Raw genomic sequence first — 19344 nt, forward strand, 5'->3', positions numbered from 1 at the left:
GATAGCGCGATCACGGGCAGCTCAGATCACCCTCTTCACAATGCATGATAGCGTTGATTTCTTTGGTACGCTGCTCGGTTTTTTGCTGCAAACACCCCGAATAAATCATCGGCCAGACCGAGCCGCCTTTTACGCCAGAGGACTGGAATTCACAGTCACTGTCTCGGAAGGCAATCCAGTTGCGTTGAGCCGCTTTGAATTGCGTTTGCTGTTCCGGTGTAAGCTGCGCCATCTTTTGCTTATAGGCTTGATTTAGCCGCGTATCACTGCGTTTAAAATCCTGGCTGGCGCAAATATTCATGTCTATTTGGGTATTGGCATTTTTGCAGTCTACCTCAGCCTCAGCTGCGTGGGCCAACGGCGACAGGGCTAGCAGAGCGATCAGGGTTAGGCGCATAGGGGAGTTTTCCAAAAGCAAAAAAAGGGGCCGAAGCCCCTTGATAGTCATTTTCGCTTTCTGGCTCGCGGCCAGCGGGCGAAAAATTACAGAACGTCTACTGCGTTCAGTTCTTTGAATGCCAGTTCCAGACGAGTCACCATGGATGCCTGAGCAGAACGCAGCCATACACGTGGGTCATAGAATTTCTTGTTAGGTTTGTCCGCGCCTTCCGGGTTACCCAACTGACCTTGCAGGTAGGCTTCGTTTTTCTTGTAGAACTGCAGAATACCGTCCCAGTTTGCCCATTGGGTGTCGGTATCGATGTTCATTTTGATAACACCGTAACCTACAGATTCTTTGATTTCTGCTGCAGTAGAACCAGAACCACCGTGGAACACGAAGTTCAGCGCGTTGTGTGCAAGGTTATGTTTCTTGCAAACGTATTCCTGAGAATCACGCAGGATCGTTGGAGTCAGTTTAACGTTACCTGGTTTGTACACGCCGTGTACGTTACCGAATGACGCAGCGATAGTGAAACGCGGGCTGATTGCGTTCAGTTTTTCGTATGCGTAATCAACGTCTTGCGGTTGAGTGTACAGTGCAGATGCGTCCATATGGCTGTTGTCTACGCCATCTTCTTCACCGCCGGTGCAACCCAGTTCGATTTCCAGAGTCATATCGATTTTTGCCATGCGAGCTAAGTACTTGCTGCAAATTTCGATGTTTTCTTCCAGAGATTCTTCAGACAGGTCGATCATGTGTGAAGAGAACAGTGGTTTACCGGTTTTAGCGAAATGTTTTTCGCCCGCGTCCAGCAGACCGTCGATCCATGGCAGCAATTTCTTGGCGCAATGGTCGGTGTGCAGAATAACTGGCACGCCGTAATGTTCGGCCATCTGATGCACATGGTGTGCGCCAGAGATAGCACCCAGAATAGCTGCGCCTTGTGGTACGTCAGTTTTCAGGCCTTTGCCTGCGATGAACGCAGCGCCGCCGTTAGAGAACTGAACGATAACCGGAGCACGTACTTTCGCGGCTGCTTCGAGAACGGCGTTGATAGAGTCGGTGCCTACGCAGTTTACTGCTGGCAGAGCAAATTTGTTTTCTTTAGCAATAGCGAAAACTTTTTGTACATCATCACCAGTGAGAACACCTGGTTTTACGAAATCAAAAATTTTAGACATAGTTCTTTGTCCTGTTTCGTCGGCCGTAGATGGATTGAATCGGTTTGCTATGTCGCGCGAGCTCCACTGTGCAGCCCCTCGCGCGGCAAAGAAGAGCAGGAAGCCTTAAGCCCCCCGCTCAGGGTTCATTACTTCTTAGCACGCTCTTCCAGCATCACAACCGCTGGCAGTGCTTTCCCTTCTACGAATTCCAGGAATGCGCCACCGCCAGTGGAGATATAGGAAATTTTGTCAGCAATACCGAACAGGTCGATAGCTGCCAGAGTATCGCCGCCGCCAGCGATAGAGAATCCGTCGCTGTCAGCGATAGCTTGCGCTACGATCTCGGTTCCTTTACGGAAGTTAGGGAACTCGAACACGCCTACAGGGCCATTCCACAGAATGGTTTTGGCGTTTTTAATGATCTCAGCCAGGCGATAAGCAGACTCGTCGCCCATGTCGAGAATTTGTTCGTCGTCTTTGATGTCTTTTACAGACTTCACTGTCGCGGTCGCAGTTTCAGAGAACTCAGTCGCTACGCGCACATCGGTAGGAACTGGGATGTCACAAATCGTCAGCAGACGTTTGGCTTCATCAACCAGGCTTGCTTCGTACAGGGATTTACCGACGTTGTTGCCTTGTGCAGCCACGAAGGTATTCGCGATACCACCGCCAACGATCAGTTGGTCAGCGATCTTAGACAGGGAATCCAGTACGGTCAGTTTGGTTGACACTTTAGAGCCACCAACGATAGCCACCATCGGACGAGCCGGGTTGCCCAACGCTTTGCCCAGTGCTTCCAGTTCTGCTGACAGTAACGGACCGGCACAGGCGATAGGTGCAAATTTACCTACGCCGTGGGTAGAAGCCTGCGCACGGTGTGCGGTACCGAATGCGTCCATCACATAGATGTCACACAGGGCAGCATATTTTTTAGACAGCGCTTCGTCGTCTTTCTTTTCGCCTTTGTTAAAGCGAACGTTTTCCAGAACAACCAGTTCGCCTTCAGCAACGTCAACGCCGTCCAGATAATCTTTAGCCAGACGTACAGGGGATTTCAGATGCTCTTTCAGGTAATTAACAACTGGCAGCAGAGAAAACTCTTCGTTGTACTCGCCTTCAGTCGGACGACCCAGATGCGAAGTAACCATCACGCGTGCACCTTGTTTCAGGGCAATTTCGATGGTAGGCAATGACGCGCGAATACGTGCATCAGATGTCACTTTGCCATCTTTAACCGGCACGTTTAGGTCCGCACGGATCAATACGCGTTTACCCGCTAAATCCAGATCGCTCATCTTAATAACAGACATGGTGAATCCTCTCGTTGATTCTCTTTAAAGTTGCTTGAGGGCAAGCCCAGCCACTGGCCAGGACTGCCGTACTAGAAACCGCTAGCGGACATTGCCAATGTTGTATCCAACATTCGGTTGGCAAAACCCCACTCGTTATCGCACCAGACCAGCGTCTTAATCAGGTGCTGTCCACTCACCCGTGTTTGCGTACCATCGACGATGGCGCTGTGGGGATCGTGGTTAAAATCTGTCGAGACTAATGGTAGTTCGGTATAGTCAACAATACCACGAAAAGCGCCATTTGCGGCCTTTTGCAGCAGCTGGTTGACCTCATCGACCGTCACACATCCCCCGACAAAAACGCTTAAATCTATCGCCGTGACGTTGATGGTGGGCACGCGCACTGAAATGGCTTCAAAGCGATCGCAGAATTTCGGCATGATGCGCGTGATGCCCGCGGCAAGTTTGGTATCGACCGGAATAATCGACTGACTCGCGGCGCGCGTGCGGCGTAAATCCGCATGGTAGGAGTCAATCACTGGCTGGTCATTCATCGATGCGTGAATGGTGGTCACAGTGCCGGATTCAATGCCATAGGCGTCGTCCAGCAGCTTAATAATAGGGATGATGCAATTGGTGGTGCAGGAAGCGTTGGAGACAATGCGGTGCTGGCGTTCGAGCAGATCGTGGTTGACGCCATAAACAACAGTGGCGTCGAGATCATGACCACCAGGATGCGCAAACAGGATTTTCTTGGCGCCCGCAGCCAGCTGCACTTCGCCATCTTCGCGACTGCCGTAAACGCCGGTGCAGTCGAGAACCACATCAACGCCCAACTCGCCCCAAGGTAGCTGGGAGGCGTCCGGTTGATGCAACAGCCGGATGCTGTCGTCGCCGACATACAGAACGTCGCCTTCCTGACGCACGTCCCAGGCGAAACGCCCGTGGCTGGAGTCATACTTTAACAGGTGCGCCATGCCTTCAGGGCTGGCCAGTTCGTTGATAGCAACGACGCTGATTTCCGCCCGACGTCCACATTCGTATAACGCGCGCAATACGCTACGGCCGATGCGACCAAAGCCATTAATTGCAATACGTATTGGCATACTTCTCCCTGTTACACGGTTGTTACCTTTTGGCGGTAACCCCTATAGTAATGCAGTGCGCAGTAACGGTGAATCGTTCTCAACAACGTTTCTGACACCCTGAGACGTAATTCGTTCGTCATATCTCGTCACGTTAACAACCCAGCGTGGACGTTGAGCGCTGATAAGGCAACTGAAACGGTTCAGCTGAGCATAAACCAAAGTGTGCGCAAAAGGAATAATTCGACCGTTTAGAACGCTATTCTGCGATCGAACGCTGAAATATTCAGCAGGAAAAACGTCGTTATTACAGCCTTTTCACTTCTACATCACGTTTACATTGGTCTTTTTAGCATTTGGCTGACATCAGTAAACACGGATTCAGAAAGACGAGTGTAGCTCAGGTGGCTATTTTGCAGTTTGACCTGCGTCATTTAGGGACAAACTGAGAGGCGGGTCATAAAATCGGGATGAAAAAAAAGCACCCCGAAGGATGCTTTTTCCCTGTAAAACGTCAGAGTTACTTCAGCAACGACTGTGCCTGCGCAACGACGTTTTCAACGGTGAAACCAAACTCTTTGAACAGCTCTTCTGCTGGAGCTGATTCGCCGAAGCTGGTCATACCCACGATAGCGCCATTCAGGCCAACGTATTTGTACCAATAGTCAGCAATACCCGCTTCTACTGCTACGCGTGCGCTGACCGCTTTTGGCAACACGGACTCACGGTATGCCGCGTCCTGTTTGTCGAAGGCGTCAGTTGACGGCATAGACACTACGCGCACTTTGGTGCCCGCTGCGGCCAGTTTATCTGCAGCTTCTACCGTGATACCCACTTCAGAACCGGTCGCGATCAGGATCACTTCTGGTGTGCCGTTGCAATCTTTTAGCACATAACCACCGCGCGCCACGTTGGCCAGTTGTTCGGCTGTACGCGGTTGCTGGGTCAGATTCTGACGGGAGAAGATCAGGGTAACCGGACCGTCGTTACGTTCGATAGCGTATTTCCACGCGACGGCGGATTCAACCTGATCCGCCGGACGCCAGGTGCTCATATTTGGCGTCACGCGCAGGCTGGCGATTTGCTCAACCGGCTGGTGTGTCGGACCGTCTTCGCCCAGACCAATCGAGTCATGGGTGTAAACGAACACGTTGCGAATTTTCATCAGTGCCGCCATACGCACCGCGTTACGGGCGTATTCAACGAACATCAGGAAAGTCGCGGAGTATGGCAGGAAACCACCGTGCAGCGCGATGCCGTTGGTGATAGCCGTCATGCCGAATTCGCGCACGCCGTAATGGATGTAGTTACCGGCTTGGTCATCGCCCAGTGACTTCGAGCCAGACCACATGGTCAGGTTGCTTGGCGCAAGGTCAGCGGAGCCGCCGAGGAATTCAGGCAACACTTTACCGAAGGCTTCCAGCGCATTTTGTGAAGCTTTACGGCTGGCGATGTTGGCAGGTTTAGCCTGCAACTCTTCGATGAATTTCTGTGAGTCGGCCTGCCAGTTAGCAGGCAGTTCACCATTAACACGGCGTTTGAACTCTTTTGCCAGTTCCGGGTGGGCTTTCGCATAGGCCGCGAATTTCTCATCCCATGCAGCTTCTTTGGCTTTACCGGCTTCTTTGGCATCCCACTGGGCATAAATGTCCTGTGGAATTTCAAACGGAGGATAGTTCCAGCCCAGCTGTTTGCGGGTTGCTGCAACTTCTGCGTCACCCAGCGGTGCACCGTGTGCATCGTGGGAACCGGCTTTGTTTGGTGAACCAAAACCGATCACGGTTTTGCACATCAGCAAAGAAGGTTTGTCAGTGACTTTATGGGATTCTTCGATCGCTGCTTTGATGGAGTCTGCATCATGACCGTCTACGCCACGCACTACGTGCCAGCCGTAAGCTTCGAAACGCGCTGCGGTATCATCGGTGAACCAGCTTTCTACGTGGCCGTCGATAGAGATGCCGTTGTCATCATAAAACGCGGTCAGTTTGCCGAGTTTCATGGTACCCGCCAGCGAGCAAACCTCGTGGGAGATCCCTTCCATCATGCAACCGTCGCCCATAAAGGCGTAGGTGTGATGGTTTACCACATCGTGACCTGGCTGGTTGAACTGTGCTGCCAGCGTGCGTTCTGCGATAGCAAAACCGACGGCGTTAGCAATACCCTGGCCGAGAGGGCCGGTGGTGGTTTCAACGCCGGCCGTGTAGCCGTATTCCGGGTGGCCTGGGGTTTTAGAGTGCAACTGGCGGAAGTTAGCCAGTTCGCTCATCGGCAGATCATAACCTGTGAGGTGCAGCAGGCTGTAAATCAGCATTGAACCATGACCATTGGACAGCACGAAGCGGTCACGATCAGCCCAGTGTGGGTTGGTTGGGTTGTGGTTCATATAATCACGCCACAGGACTTCGGCAATATCTGCCATACCCATAGGGGCGCCAGGATGGCCGGATTTCGCTTTCTGCACGGCGTCCATACTCAGTGCACGGATAGCGTTCGCAAGCTCTTTACGAGAGGACATGTTCTACTCCAGGTCGGATTAAAAAAGCAGTCAAGAAAGTCATTTTCTCAGACTAGGCATTAAAACGGCAATCTCTAATCGCTCTCGTGATGAACTTCACAGAATAGGCTTTTAAATCAGTGCGTTTTTTAGGATATCAACTATAGATTGCCACAAGCAAAAAACCTACCTTAACGTTATCCTCACGTTCAGTGCCTTTTAACGGCTTTTTTCTCTGTTTTTCTTTTTACTTTTGGGAACGACTAGTGATGAAATTTACCCCTACTCTGTTGAGTCTGAGCGTAGTAGCTCTGCTGTCAGGTTGCGCCAATCTGAATACCGACACCCTGATGCAATCCGGTGCACAGGCCTATCAGGCGGCAACGCTGTCAGATGCCGATGTTAAAACGCTCAGCGTACAGTCCTGCGAAGAGATGGACAAAAAAGCGCAAATCGCACCGGATAACAGCGAATACGCCCAGCGTCTGAAAAAAATCTCCGCCGCCCTGGGTGATAACATTAACGGGCAACCAGCGAACTATAAAGTTTACCTCACTAAAGACGTCAACGCCTGGGCGATGGCGAATGGCTGCATCCGCGTTTATAGCGGCCTGATGGACATGATGAACGATAACGAAGTCGAAGGCGTGTTGGGCCATGAAATGGGTCACGTGGCGCTTGGGCATACCCGCAAAGCGATGCAGGTCGCCTACGGCGCCACGGCAGCTCGTTCGGCAGCGTCTTCATTGGGGGGTATCAGCGCAACACTGTCACAGTCGCAACTGGCTGACCTTGGCGAGAAGTACGTTAACGCCCAGTTCTCACAGAAACAGGAGTCTCAGGCTGATGATTATTCGTTTGATCTGCTGAAAAAACGCGGCATCGACCCGACCGGGTTAGCCACCAGTTTCGAAAAACTGGCCACGCTGGATAAAGGCGGCAGCATCGGTTGGTTTGACGATCACCCTTCATCAGAAGCCCGCGCTAAGCATATTCGTGAGCGAATTGCCGCAGGAAAGTAAGTCGTCACTACGGTCATATCTGAAATAGAGGGTGCATCACAGGGTACACCCTCTATTTTTTAAAAATCGCGGCTAAAAACACACTCACTTTCTATTCCATATAAATAATGCCCATCGGTGAATATATTAAGCTGCGGAATTTTAACAGGCTCTAAGCCTTTTTAGTCTCCGCCGTGATGAACCGTTTCTGTATTTGCAAAACGATAACCGCCACCCAGTGCGCGAATCAGGCGAATATCTGCACTGACCCACTCTCCCTGCAACAGAATCTTTTTCGCCTGCTCTTCCAGCAGCGGCAATTTCGCTTTAGCGACCTGCGCACCGCTGAGGAGACCGACGTCAAACCGCTGCTGCGCCAGTGAGTAGATGTGCTGAGTGCCGTCCACAACCGTTTGCTGATGAGCACTTTCATCAGAAAGTGTCTGCAACTGACTGGCACTTTTAGCGACATCACTGACCGCTTCAACAACCGCTTTGTTATACGCTGCAATGCTCAGGTTACTGTTAGCGCGCACAATTGCCAGATTGGCATTCAATCTGCCGCTGTCAAACACCGGCAGCGTCAGCCCGGCGATGGCCCCCATTTGCTGCGCCGAACTGCGGAATAAGTCACTCAAGTGCAGGGCATCATATTGCAGGAAGCCCATCAGATTGATGCTCGGATAAAACGCCGCGTGCGCTGCGTCAACGGCGCTCAACGACGCTTCGATATACCAGTGCGCCGCCTGCAAATCCGGGCGGCGCGCCAGCAGTTCGTAACCCAGTGTCGGTGGAAGTGTTTCCTGAATTGGCGGCAACGCCACCGGCGTCAAATGCAAAGCCGGTGAATTCATCCCGAGCATCGCCTGGAGTGACGTTTGCAACAGACGTAAGCGCCCTTTCGAGACATCTATTTTCTGATCGATTTTTGCCAGCCGGATTTTAGTGCTGGTATCGTCGAGAGATGACCTGACGCCCTGTGCATACAACAGTTGATCAGTTTGCGCGATCACCGTTTCCTGCTCCCTGAGATCGATCAGAGTCTGCTTCAGCGCCATATACGTCTGGATATCCCAATACAGCTCAACCACCGCCGAAGAGACCAGCAGACGTGCTTGCGCCAGCTCGGCCTGCTTCGCCTGATAAACACCCAGTGCTGATTGGATTTGCGCACGGTTTTTTCCCCACAGATCCAGCTCGTAACTGCCCTGTAAGCCGAATGTTCCGTTGGTGTACCACGGACCGGTGGTGCCTGCCGCAGGGTCATCCAGCGCAAACGGTCCCATCACGCCTTCTGCCGACAATTTTTGCCGTTCGACATCGGCCCCGAAATCCAGCTGCGGGCCGCCTTGGGCCTCGCCCATTTTGACCTGTGCTTTCGCCAATTCCACACGCTGCATCACTACGGCAATCGACGGCGAATCCTTCAGCGCCTGCTCCACCAGCGCATTTAACTGAGGATTTTGGTAACTCATCCACCAGTTGGAACCGGGCCATTTTTGTATTGCCGCTTGAGGCATTTGCACCGTGCGTAATTGCGTAATATCGGTTTGTGCCAGCGCAGGTTTTTCGTTATGCACCCACGCGCAACCACCGAGAGAAATAAACAGGGGAAGCAAAATAAACGGCGTGATTATTTTGTTTTTATAAAACTCATGAATCGATTTCAATTTAATTATTCATCCAACAAATGAAGTTATAAATTTCAGAAGGGGAAATAGGCGAGGGGCAAAGAATAAGGGATGACAGGCTGAAATGAATTATGAAACCGTGCGGCTGCTCGTTATTTGCTATAAAATTATTATCGCGCTTAGAGTTTAATGAATAACTAATTTGTTTTTAATATTTTAAATTTAAATGCATTCACGATAGAAATAATAAAGACACCACGAAGGTGCCTTTATTGTCAGACGGATTAAAAGCGAACCGTCAGCCTTTTTTGTAAGCCTGTACGTGCAGCATTTCCAGCGCCAACGTGGCGGCAGCCAGTGCAGTGATTTCAGACTGGTCGTAAGCCGGAGCCACTTCTACGATATCCATGCCGACGATATCCAGATCCAAGTCTTTCAGGCCGCGAACCAATTTCAGCGCACGATCTGACGTCAGGCCACCGATCACTGGCGTACCCGTACCCGGCGCATGCGCCGGATCCAGACAGTCGATGTCGAAGCTCAGATAAACCGGCAGATCGCCAACGATCTGCTTAACCTGCGCCAGAATATCACCCACAGTGCGGTCGTTAACCTGTGCAGCATCCAGAACGGTGAAACCCAGATTTTTGTCGAATTCAGTACGGATACCGATCTGCACCGAGTGGTTAGGGTCGATCAGGCCTTCGTTCGGTGCATGGAAGAACATGGTGCCGTGGTCGAATTTGCTGCCGTTGGAGTAGGTGTCGGTGTGCGCATCGAAATGTACCAGCGCCATTTTACCGAAGTGTTTTGCGTGCGCACGCAGCAGCGGCAGTGTCACAAAGTGGTCGCCACCGAAAGACAACATTCGCTTACCGGACGCCAGCACTTGTTCAGCGTGTTGTTGCAGTTTGTCCGTCAGATCCTGCGCATCACCGAAGTTGAACACCAGGTCGCCGCAGTCGATCACATTCAGGCGATCGCGCAGATCGAAATCCCACGGCCAGCGCTGACCTTCCCACGCCAGATTCACCGATACCTGACGAATAGCGCCAGGGCCCAGGCGTGCACCCGAACGGCCAGAGGTCGCCATGTCGAAAGGAATACCGGTGATCACCCAGTCAGCATCTGAGTCGTATGGCTGGAAGTTCAGCGGGAAACGCAGAAAACCAAATGCGTTTGAAACCAGAGAGTTATCAGGCTGATGGCCTAAAGTGCTCACTAATTTGCTCATAAAAAGTCCTCTTTGAATAGGGCATTGCGACGTTTGTACGTCGCAATATTATAGGTAACATCTTTATAGGTAAAAAAGGGGCCTGCGGTTACTCGTCTTCTTCCAGATAGGTGTAACCGTACAAACCGGCTTCAAACTCTTCGACAAACTGCGCCTGCAGATCGGCATCCAGATCGGTTTCTTTTACCTGATCACGGAAGCGGGTCAGCAACACGTTCGGATCCAGCTGCACGTACTCCAGCATGTCGGCCACGGTGTCGCCTTCATCGGATTGCTGCACTTCGATGCTACCGTCAGGGAAGACAAACACGTCCACCGCCGCAGTATCACCAAACAGGTTGTGCATGTTGCCGAGAATTTCCTGATACGCGCCAACCATAAAGAAGCCCAGTAATGGCGGATTCTCCGGATCATACGGCGGCATTGGCATAGTGGTTGCCACGCCGTCACCGTCGATGTAGTGATCGATAGTCCCGTCGGAGTCACAGGTGATATCCAGCAGCACGGCACGGCCGACCGGCGGTTTATCCAACCCTTCCAGTGGCAGAACCGGGAACAGCTGATCGATACCCCATGCATCCGGCATAGACTGGAACAACGAGAAGTTGACGTACAGCTTGTCCGCCATGCGTTCTTGCAACTCGTCGATGATCGGACGATGCGCACGGTTACTTGGATCCAGCTGATCCTGAATCTTATTACAGATATTCAGGTAGATATCTTCCGCCCAGGCGCGCTGAGTGAGATCCAAAATACCGTGTGCGTACTGGCTGTGGACGTCATGCAAGTCCATCTGGCTGTCATGCAGCCATTCGCGCAGTGAGCGGCGATTTTCCGGATCGTGCATTTCATTCCAGGTATCCCACATGCTGCCGAGCGCACGCGGTGCGTCTTCTTCCGGGGCAATCGGGTCACGGAATTCATTGCGCTCAACGCCGATGATGTTGGACACCAGCACCGTATGGTGCGCGGTAACCGCACGGCCAGACTCGGTGATCACGGTCGGATGCGGCAGGCCGTGCTCATTACAGGCATCGCCGATCCCCCAAATCACGTTGTTCGCGTATTCGTTCAGGCCATAGTTGACCGAGCAGTCAGACTGCGAACGGGTGCCTTCATAGTCAACGCCCAAACCGCCGCCGACGTCAAAACACTGAATATTAACGCCAAGCTTGTGTAACTCAACGTAGAAACGCGCAGATTCACGCACGCCGGTTGAGATATCACGGATATTTGATAACTGGGAACCGAGATGGAAGTGCAGCAGTTGCAAGCTTTCCAGGCGGTTGGCTTCGCGCAGCATTTCCACCAGTTGCAGAACCTGCGAGGCCGCCAGACCAAATTTGGATTTTTCGCCACCGCTTGACTGCCACTTGCCGGAGCCCTGAGACGACAGACGCGCACGCACGCCGAGGCGCGGGGTCACATTCAGGCGTTCGGCCTCTTCCAGCACCAGTTTAATTTCGGTCATCTTCTCGATAACCAGATAAACCTTGTGACCAAGCTTCTCACCGATCAGTGCCAGACGGATGTATTCACGGTCTTTATAGCCGTTACAGACGATCACCGAGCGGGTCATCCCTGCATGCGCCAGTACGGCCATCAGTTCTGCTTTAGAACCGGCTTCCAGACCCAGCGGTTCGCCGGATTCGACCAGCGACTCAATCACGCGGCGATGCTGGTTTACCTTAATCGGATATACCAGGAAGTAGTCACCCTCGTAGCCGAACGACTCACGCGCACGTTTAAAGGCGGCATTAATCGAACGCAGACGGTGCTGTAAAATTTGTGGGAAGCAGAATAGCGCTGGCAGACGTTGACCGTCCTGCTCACGCATATCTTTCACCAGTTGCGCCAGATCCACGCGGGCCGACGGGACGTCAGGGTCAGGGCAAACACTGATGTGGCCCAGTTCGTTGACGTCATAATAATTGTTACCCCAATAGGCAACGTTGTAAGTGCGCAGCATTTTGCTGGCATCACGATCGTTCACGGCAACCTCCTGCATGGAGCGCAAAGAAACAGAATCGCCCGCATGTGACGGACGGTGGGACTGGATGTCATCAGACATAGGTAAATCCTCTTTCTACACTGACAACATGGCCAGCCACTATCGCAGTAACAACAGGTGAGAACAACCCGAACGGCTGGCTTTCAGACAGGATAAAACCCTGTGCGCCACAGCCCCGGAACTGTTTTTCACTCATATGATTGTAAAACACGTTGTTAGACTCCGTATAACGAGTCAGGAGAAACCAAAGGGGTAAATGCCCCGAGAGGTTGCAGGTTACGTCAGTTTTGTGTCGGGAATACGATGATGAGTCGGACCGATGTTACTGAGTAGCGTGCAGATGTCGGCAACTGACCTGTCTATAGTCAGGCTGTTTATAACATCGCAGGGATGACAGAATTTTTTCTGATAGAAGTGCTGCATGGCCGATTAGAGTCTGCAGGAGAGGCTGTTGAAATGTAACAAGCGGTAAAAAGTGGGTCATTAACCTAACCACCTCCACACGTGCCACGCATCACCCGCGGGCATTCGAGCTGACTGAACAGTATTCACTGGAATACGCCGCAGACCGTAATGAATGTCATAGCGCGCGCCGTTTATACCGGCAACCCGCTGTAATTGCAAAATGAAATTGCGCCGCAGATGGTTTCGATATGTGAATATCACTGCAAAGCCGCACAATAACGCCATCTTCATCACAAAAATGACTGGCTTTCAGAACCTCTGCTATCCTAAAATAGCCGTCCAGATGTTAATCCGTCCGTAGCTACTGTAAGGATTGACTGTCGAACTGCTTCAAGGCTTTGCCTTATGGGGACATGCAGGACGCATTGCGACAATGGCGAGCACAGCTCCTCATCTGCCAGTCTCCCCAGTGCTTTGCAGTGATATCTAACCCGTCGTATGAAGGTAAAGAACATAATGGCTAAACACCTCTTCACGTCCGAATCTGTTTCAGAAGGACATCCAGATAAAATCGCCGACCAAATTTCCGATGCCGTACTGGACGCGATTTTAGAACAAGACCCGAAAGCACGTGTTGCATGTGAAACTTATGTTAAAACCGGCATGGTCCTCGTGGGGGGTGAAATCACCACCAGCGCATGGGTCGACGTAGAAGAAATCACCCGTCAGACCATCCGCGAAATTGGCTACGTCAATTCTCAGATGGGTTTCGATGCCAACTCTTGCGCCGTACTGAGCGCCATCGGCAAACAGTCGCCGGATATCAACCAGGGCGTTGATCGTCAAGATCCACTGGAACAAGGCGCAGGCGACCAGGGCTTGATGTTTGGTTATGCAACCAACGAAACTGACGTACTGATGCCAGCCCCGATCACCTACGCACACCGTCTGGTGCAGCGTCAGGCTGAAGTGCGTAAAGCAGGTATTTTGTCGTGGTTGCGTCCTGATGCAAAAAGCCAGGTCACCTTCCAGTATGAGGACGGCAAAATTGTCGGTATCGACGCCGTTGTGCTGTCTACTCAACACTCTGAAGAGATTGGGCTGAAAGATCTGCAGGAAGCGGTGATGGAAGAGATCATCAAACCCGTGCTGCCTGCCGAGTGGCTGAATGCCGGAACTAAATACCACATCAACCCGACGGGCCGTTTTGTTATCGGCGGACCAATGGGTGACTGCGGTCTGACCGGCCGTAAAATCATCGTGGATACCTACGGCGGCATGGCGCGTCACGGTGGCGGTGCGTTCTCAGGTAAAGATCCGTCGAAAGTTGACCGTTCAGCAGCTTACGCGGCACGTTATGTCGCGAAAAACATCGTGGCTGCCGGTCTGGCTGACCGTTGCGAAATCCAGGTCTCTTACGCCATCGGCGTGGCAGAACCGACTTCCATCATGGTGGAAACCTTCGGTACCGGTAAAATTTCCAACGAGCAATTGACTCTGCTGGTACGCGAGTTCTTCGACCTGCGCCCATACGGTTTGATTCAGATGATGGATCTTCTGCACCCTATCTACAAAGAAACCGCTGCCTACGGTCACTTTGGTCGCGAACATTTCCCTTGGGAAAAAACCGACCGTGCCGAACAGCTGCGCGACGCTGCCGGCGTGTAATTTCAGCGCTGCGTCGGACCTTAAAAAAACCCTGCCATTTTGGCGGGGTTTTTTATTACCTGCATTTTAACGATGACATTTAAGCAAGCAATCAGAGTGGAATGAAAACGATTACAAAATATAATTCGTTTATAATTAATAGATTAAAGTAATACCCCCCAGAGAAAATACGTAATTTGATTGATCCAAGTCAAAAAATTAAGTATTACCCTCCCCCCGCAGCCCTTTCCGCCCGGCTATATCCCGTAAAAGCTTCTCACCACTGAGATGCTTTCCAAGCATTAAGTGTAAGCGATTACAACTCTGTGATCTGGCGCACTTTCAACCGGGGTCAGGGCAAATAACATAACAAGCTAAGCATTATTGCTATCTTTTGGAGGCAGGATGAGTAACTCAACGTATGGCAAAAAGAAACGCTCGAATAAAAGCGTCACTTTCTTTGTTTGTTTTCTCGCCGCACTGGCTGGCCTGTTGTTCGGGCTGGATATCGGCGTCATTGCTGGTGCTCTTCCCTTCATCAGTCATGAATTCCAGATAACCAGCCATCAGCAAGAGTGGGTCGTCAGCTCAATGATGTTTGGTGCCGCTGTCGGTGCCATCGGCAGTGGCTGGCTCAACTTCCGTCTGGGCCGTAAATATAGCCTGATGATTGGTGCCGTGCTGTTTGTGGTCGGTTCGCTGTGTTCAGCCTTCGCGCCAAATACCGAGGTGCTGATTGTCGCTCGTGTGTTACTGGGTCTGGCTGTGGGTATCGCCTCTTATACCGCCCCGGTTTATCTGTCGGAAATCGCACCAGAAAAAATTCGTGGCAGCATGATTTCCATGTACCAGTTGATGATCACCATCGGTATTTTGGCAGCCTATCTGTCCGACACCGGCTTCAGTTATACCGGCGAATGGCGCTGGATGCTGGGCGTTATCACCCTGCCGGCACTGCTGCTGCTGATTGGCGTGTTCTTCCTGCCTGACAGCCCGCGTTGGCTGGCCGCCCGTGGCAACGATGATAAAGCCCGCCGTGTGCTGGAAAAACTGCGTGATTCCACCGCCCAGGCGAAAAGCGAGCTGGATGAAATCCGTGAAAGCCTGAAGATTAAACAGAGTGGCTGGGGCCTGTTCACCAGCAATACAAACTTCCGTCGTGCGGTATACCTCGGCATCCTGTTGCAGGTTATGCAACAGTTCACCGGTATGAATGTCATCATGTATTACGCACCGAAAATCTTTGGTATTGCCGGTTTCGCCAGCACCTCTCAACAGATGTGGGGCACGGTGATCGTCGGTATCGTTAACGTACTGGCGACCTTTATTGCCATTGGCCTGGTGGATCGTTGGGGCCGTAAACCGACCCTTAAACTGGGCTTCCTGGTGATGGCGGTTGGCATGGGTATCTTGGGTACCATGCTGCACATTGGCGTGGAATCTGACGTGGCGAAATACTTCTCCATCGCGATGCTGCTGATGTTCATCGTCGGTTTCGCCATGAGTGCCGGCCCGCTGATCTGGGTACTGTGCTCTGAAATCCAACCGCTGCGCGGCCGTGACTTCGGTATCACCGTCTCCACAACAACCAATTGGATCGCCAACATGATTGTCGGCGCAACCTTCCTGACCATGCTAGAAACCCTCGGCAACGCCAATACCTTCTGGGTATACGCAGCGCTGAACGTGGTGTTCATCTTCATCACCATTGCGCTGATCCCTGAGACGAAGAATGTGTCTCTGGAACACATCGAACGCAATCTGATGAAAGGCGAACCGCTGCGCGACATCGGTAAGTAAGTTCAGAGAATATGTCAGTACGGCTGGGGGCGATAAAACGCCCCCAGTTATTGCATCTCCCCCCTGCCCGATTTATTCTTCGCCTGATGAAAAGCCCCCGACTCCCCATTGCCCTGCAACAAGCCGTCATGCGCTGCCTGCGGGAAAAACTCCAGCTGGCCAATACCCATTTCGGTACGGATTACCCCGAACCAGAAATCAGCTATCAGCAGCGCGGCACCAGTGCGGGCAGTGCCTACCTGCAACACTGGCAAATCCGGCTCAACCCGGTATTACTGGCCGAGAATCAACAGCCCTTTGTCGATGAAGTTGTCCCCCACGAACTGGCGCATCTGCTGGTTTACCGACGTTTTGGCCGCGCTGCCGCGCCACACGGTAAAGAGTGGCGTTGGATGATGGAGCATGTGCTTGGCGTCAGTGCCAGCCGCACCCACAAATTCGAAACCGCCTCGGTACAAAGCAAAACTTACCCCTATTTATGTGCCTGTCAGGACCATCAACTGACCGTGCGCCGCCATAACCGGGTTATGCGAAAAGAAGCTGAATATCGCTGTCGTCATTGTGGGGAACTGTTACGGTTTAACGTCAAAGGCAACGGTTAATTGTATGATTATTAACCAATAAAAATCATCTTTCGCTGATTGTCACCCCAGGATGTATCCGCTACCCTGCGTGCTTTTCGCATCAGGTTGTTTTGGAATATGTCTCGCAAAATTGTTGTCTCAGCACTTATCTTCACCGCGTTACTTCCGCTCTCTGCACTCAGCAAAGGTATTAATAACTTCACTCAGGCCAAAGCCGAGGCCGTAAAAGTCAATCAGGGCGCGCAGACGTTTTACTGTGGATGCGACATCAGCTGGCAGGGAAAAAAAGGCACGCCGGATCTAAAATCCTGCGGCTATCAGGTACGAAAAAGTGAATTACGTGCCAACAGAATTGAGTGGGAACATGTAATGCCGGCCTGGCAGTTTGGTCATTTACGCCAGTGCTGGCAGGACGGCGGGCGAAAAAACTGTGCGAAAGATGAAGATTACCGCCAGATCGAAACGGACCTGCACAATCTTCAGCCTGCTATCGGCGAGGTCAACGGCGACCGCAATAACTTTATGTACAGCCAGTGGAACGGCGGCGAAGGCCAGTACGGACGCTGCGAAATGAAAATCGACTTCAAAGAAAAAGCGGCAGAGCCCCCTGCCAGAGCGCGCGGCGCGATTGCCCGTACCTATTTCTATATGCGTGATCGTTATCAGCTGAATTTATCCCGCCAGCAGACGCAGCTGTTCACCGCCTGGGATCGCCAGTACCCAGTCACCGGTTGGGAGTGCGAGCGAGACAACCGCATCGCCAGCGTGCAGGGGAATCATAATCTTTATGTTCAGCAGGCTTGTGCGCAGAGAAAAAGCTAACTTAGTATTAAACACATCACCAGAGCACATTAGCTCGCGACAACGCGGGCTAATAACGCCAAAATAGCCACTTCAACACTTTAAGGACAGCTGCCCCACATGCGCATACCTCGCATTTTTCACCCGCAACCTATTACCGACAACAGCGAGATTGCGCTGAGCGAAGACGCTGCCAATCACACGGGCCGCGTATTGCGTATGCAAACGGGCCAGAGTATCCAGCTGTTTGACGGCAGCAATCAGCTGTTCGACGCCACCATTACTCAGGTGGATAAGAAAAGCGTCAAGGTTAGCGTAACGGCAGGCGTAGTGGCTGATAATGAATCCCCGCTGAATCTGCATCTCGGGCAGGTGATTTCGCGCGGCGAGAAGATGGAATTCACCATTCAGAAATCTATTGAGCTGGGCGTAAATACCATTACGCCACTGTTTTCCGAGCGTTGCGGCGTCAAACTTGACGGCGAACGTCTGGAGAAGAAATTGCAGCAATGGCAGAAGATTGCGATTGCTGCCTGCGAACAGTGCGGGCGAAACCGTATCCCAGAAATTCGCCCCGCGATGCAGCTTGAAGCCTGGTGTGCCGAGCAGGACGACAGCCTGAAACTGAACCTGCATCCGCGCGCCAGCCACAGCATTAATACCCTGCCGCTGCCGGTGACCCACGTTCGTCTGTTGATCGGCCCGGAAGGCGGTTTGTCCGCCGAAGAAATTGCAATGACCTCCGGTTACGGATTTACTGATATCCTGCTGGGACCCCGTGTTCTGCGCACAGAAACTACAGCACTCACCGCGATAACGGCCTTACAGGTTCGTTTCGGCGATCTGGGTTAAGAGGAGACCAAATGATCAAGCTTGGCATCGTAATGGACCCTATTTCGTCCATTAACATCAAAAAAGACACCAGCTTCGCGATGTTGCTGGAAGCACAAAGCCGTGGTTATGAACTGCATTATATGGAGATGGACTCTCTGTATCTGCGCGGCGGTGAAGGCCGTGCAGTGACACGTAAACTGAATGTTAAGCAAGATTACGACGGCTGGTATGAATTCGGCACCGAGCAGGACATCGCCCTGCAGGAACTCGATGTGATCCTGATGCGTAAGGACCCGCCGTTTGATACCGAATTTATCTATGCCACTTATATCCTTGAGCGCGCCGAAGAAAAAGGCACGCTGATCGTTAACAAACCGCAGAGCCTGCGTGACTGTAACGAAAAGCTGTTTACCGCCTGGTTCCCGGAACTGACCCCAGATACGCTGGTCACTCGCAATTCTGCGCAGTTGAAAGCTTTCCATAAAGAGCACACCGACGTGATCCTCAAGCCGCTCGATGGCATGGGTGGCGCATCGATTTTCCGTCTGAAGCCGGAAGATGCCAACGTGTCAGTGATCATCGAAACCCTGACCGAGCACGGTAGCCGTTTCTGTATGGCGCAGAATTATTTGCCGGCGATTAAAGACGGTGACAAACGCGTGCTGGTGGTCGACGGCGAACCGGTGCCTTACTGCCTGGCACGCATTCCGGCACAGGGCGAAACCCGTGGTAATCTGGCTGCCGGTGGCCGTGGCGAAGCGCGTCCACTGACCGAGAGCGACTGGGCGATTGCCCGTAAAGTGGCACCGGTGCTGAAAGAAAAAGGGCTGATTTTTGTCGGTCTGGACATCATTGGCGACCGCCTGACTGAAATCAACGTCACCAGCCCGACCTGTGCGCGTGAAATCGAAGCCGCATTCCCGATTTCCGTCACCGGTATGCTGATGGACGCGATCGAAAAACGTCTCGCACACCGTTAA

At 52.2% G+C, this 19344-nt stretch carries 16 protein-coding genes; 7 read left to right on the forward strand and 9 right to left on the reverse strand.

Annotated elements, in window-relative coordinates; all coding sequences use genetic code 11:
- Positions 1–10: 10 nt before the first annotated feature.
- From EAH77_RS14640 to tkt, 5 genes are all read right to left on the reverse strand, one after another.
- Complete coding sequence (locus tag EAH77_RS14640) at positions 11–397, reverse strand: lysozyme inhibitor LprI family protein (protein WP_140473535.1); 387 nt, start codon at positions 395–397, stop codon at positions 11–13.
- 86 nt (positions 398–483) lie between these two features.
- On the reverse strand, positions 484–1563 hold the full coding sequence (fbaA, locus tag EAH77_RS14645) for a class II fructose-bisphosphate aldolase (RefSeq protein ID WP_140473536.1): 1080 nt from the start codon (positions 1561–1563) through the stop codon (positions 484–486).
- Between the two features lie 128 nt (positions 1564–1691).
- On the reverse strand, positions 1692–2855 hold the full coding sequence (gene pgk / locus EAH77_RS14650; RefSeq protein WP_140473537.1) for a phosphoglycerate kinase: 1164 nt from the start codon (positions 2853–2855) through the stop codon (positions 1692–1694).
- 71 nt (positions 2856–2926) lie between these two features.
- The gene (gene epd, locus EAH77_RS14655; protein WP_140473538.1) at positions 2927–3943 is read right to left on the reverse strand and encodes an erythrose-4-phosphate dehydrogenase; all 1017 of its coding nucleotides are present in this window, start codon (positions 3941–3943) and stop codon (positions 2927–2929) included.
- A gap of 499 nt (positions 3944–4442) precedes the next feature.
- Entirely contained in the window at positions 4443–6437 is a 1995-nt protein-coding gene (tkt, locus tag EAH77_RS14660) for a transketolase (protein WP_140473539.1), read from the reverse strand.
- 248 nt (positions 6438–6685) lie between these two features.
- Between tkt and EAH77_RS14665 the strand changes: the two genes are divergently transcribed.
- Positions 6686–7438: a M48 family metallopeptidase gene (locus EAH77_RS14665; protein ID WP_140473599.1), complete on the forward strand. Its 753-nt coding sequence runs from the start codon at positions 6686–6688 to the stop codon at positions 7436–7438.
- A 161-nt stretch (positions 7439–7599) separates the two neighbouring features.
- Here EAH77_RS14665 and EAH77_RS14670 read toward each other — a convergent pair whose 3' ends face one another.
- The 4 genes from EAH77_RS14670 to EAH77_RS25145 all read right to left on the reverse strand — a co-directional run bounded on the left by EAH77_RS14670 (position 7600) and on the right by EAH77_RS25145 (position 12504).
- Entirely contained in the window at positions 7600–9087 is a 1488-nt protein-coding gene (locus EAH77_RS14670; protein WP_241673463.1) for an efflux transporter outer membrane subunit, read from the reverse strand.
- Positions 9088–9346: 259 nt separating this feature from the next.
- The gene (speB, locus tag EAH77_RS14675) at positions 9347–10270 is read right to left on the reverse strand and encodes an agmatinase (protein ID WP_140473601.1); all 924 of its coding nucleotides are present in this window, start codon (positions 10268–10270) and stop codon (positions 9347–9349) included.
- Positions 10271–10370: 100 nt separating this feature from the next.
- The gene (speA, locus tag EAH77_RS14680) at positions 10371–12353 is read right to left on the reverse strand and encodes a biosynthetic arginine decarboxylase (RefSeq protein WP_140473540.1); all 1983 of its coding nucleotides are present in this window, start codon (positions 12351–12353) and stop codon (positions 10371–10373) included.
- A complete protein-coding gene (locus tag EAH77_RS25145; protein WP_161985804.1) occupies positions 12346–12504 on the reverse strand; it encodes a hypothetical protein in 159 nt (52 codons plus the stop codon). Before EAH77_RS25145 ends, speA begins: the two co-directional genes overlap by 8 nt.
- Positions 12505–13214: 710 nt before the next feature.
- On the opposite strand from EAH77_RS25145, the gene metK reads away from it, so the two are divergent.
- The 6 genes from metK to gshB all read left to right on the forward strand — a co-directional run bounded on the left by metK (position 13215) and on the right by gshB (position 19344).
- A complete protein-coding gene (gene metK, locus EAH77_RS14685; protein WP_140473541.1) occupies positions 13215–14366 on the forward strand; it encodes a methionine adenosyltransferase in 1152 nt (383 codons plus the stop codon).
- Between the two features lie 384 nt (positions 14367–14750).
- Positions 14751–16145, forward strand: a complete 1395-nt coding sequence (locus EAH77_RS14690) for a sugar porter family MFS transporter (RefSeq protein ID WP_140473542.1) — start codon at positions 14751–14753, stop codon at positions 16143–16145.
- Between the two features lie 86 nt (positions 16146–16231).
- On the forward strand, positions 16232–16747 hold the full coding sequence (locus tag EAH77_RS14695; protein WP_140473602.1) for a SprT family zinc-dependent metalloprotease: 516 nt from the start codon (positions 16232–16234) through the stop codon (positions 16745–16747).
- 99 nt (positions 16748–16846) lie between these two features.
- A complete protein-coding gene (gene endA, locus EAH77_RS14700) occupies positions 16847–17551 on the forward strand; it encodes a deoxyribonuclease I (RefSeq protein ID WP_140473543.1) in 705 nt (234 codons plus the stop codon).
- A gap of 99 nt (positions 17552–17650) precedes the next feature.
- Complete coding sequence (rsmE, locus tag EAH77_RS14705) at positions 17651–18382, forward strand: 16S rRNA (uracil(1498)-N(3))-methyltransferase (protein ID WP_140473544.1); 732 nt, start codon at positions 17651–17653, stop codon at positions 18380–18382.
- Between the two features lie 11 nt (positions 18383–18393).
- Positions 18394–19344 (forward strand): glutathione synthase, encoded by a 951-nt coding sequence (gene gshB / locus EAH77_RS14710; RefSeq protein WP_140473545.1) that lies wholly within the window; start codon positions 18394–18396, stop codon positions 19342–19344.

The organism is Ewingella americana (assembly GCF_006438725.1).
Lineage (GTDB): Bacteria > Pseudomonadota > Gammaproteobacteria > Enterobacterales > Enterobacteriaceae > Ewingella > Ewingella americana_A.

Coding starts and splice junctions, on each gene's coding strand:
- EAH77_RS14640 (WP_140473535.1), bottom strand. CDS start 397: ATGCGCCTAACCCTGATCGCTCTGCTAGCCCTGTCGCCGTTGGCCCAC.
- fbaA (WP_140473536.1), bottom strand. CDS start 1,563: ATGTCTAAAATTTTTGATTTCGTAAAACCAGGTGTTCTCACTGGTGAT.
- pgk (WP_140473537.1), bottom strand. CDS start 2,855: ATGTCTGTTATTAAGATGAGCGATCTGGATTTAGCGGGTAAACGCGTA.
- epd (WP_140473538.1), bottom strand. CDS start 3,943: ATGCCAATACGTATTGCAATTAATGGCTTTGGTCGCATCGGCCGTAGC.
- tkt (WP_140473539.1), bottom strand. CDS start 6,437: ATGTCCTCTCGTAAAGAGCTTGCGAACGCTATCCGTGCACTGAGTATG.
- EAH77_RS14665 (WP_140473599.1), top strand. CDS start 6,686: ATGAAATTTACCCCTACTCTGTTGAGTCTGAGCGTAGTAGCTCTGCTG.
- speA (WP_140473540.1), bottom strand. CDS start 12,353: ATGTCTGATGACATCCAGTCCCACCGTCCGTCACATGCGGGCGATTCT.
- metK (WP_140473541.1), top strand. CDS start 13,215: ATGGCTAAACACCTCTTCACGTCCGAATCTGTTTCAGAAGGACATCCA.
- EAH77_RS14690 (WP_140473542.1), top strand. CDS start 14,751: ATGAGTAACTCAACGTATGGCAAAAAGAAACGCTCGAATAAAAGCGTC.
- EAH77_RS14695 (WP_140473602.1), top strand. CDS start 16,232: ATGAAAAGCCCCCGACTCCCCATTGCCCTGCAACAAGCCGTCATGCGC.
- endA (WP_140473543.1), top strand. CDS start 16,847: ATGTCTCGCAAAATTGTTGTCTCAGCACTTATCTTCACCGCGTTACTT.
- rsmE (WP_140473544.1), top strand. CDS start 17,651: ATGCGCATACCTCGCATTTTTCACCCGCAACCTATTACCGACAACAGC.
- gshB (WP_140473545.1), top strand. CDS start 18,394: ATGATCAAGCTTGGCATCGTAATGGACCCTATTTCGTCCATTAACATC.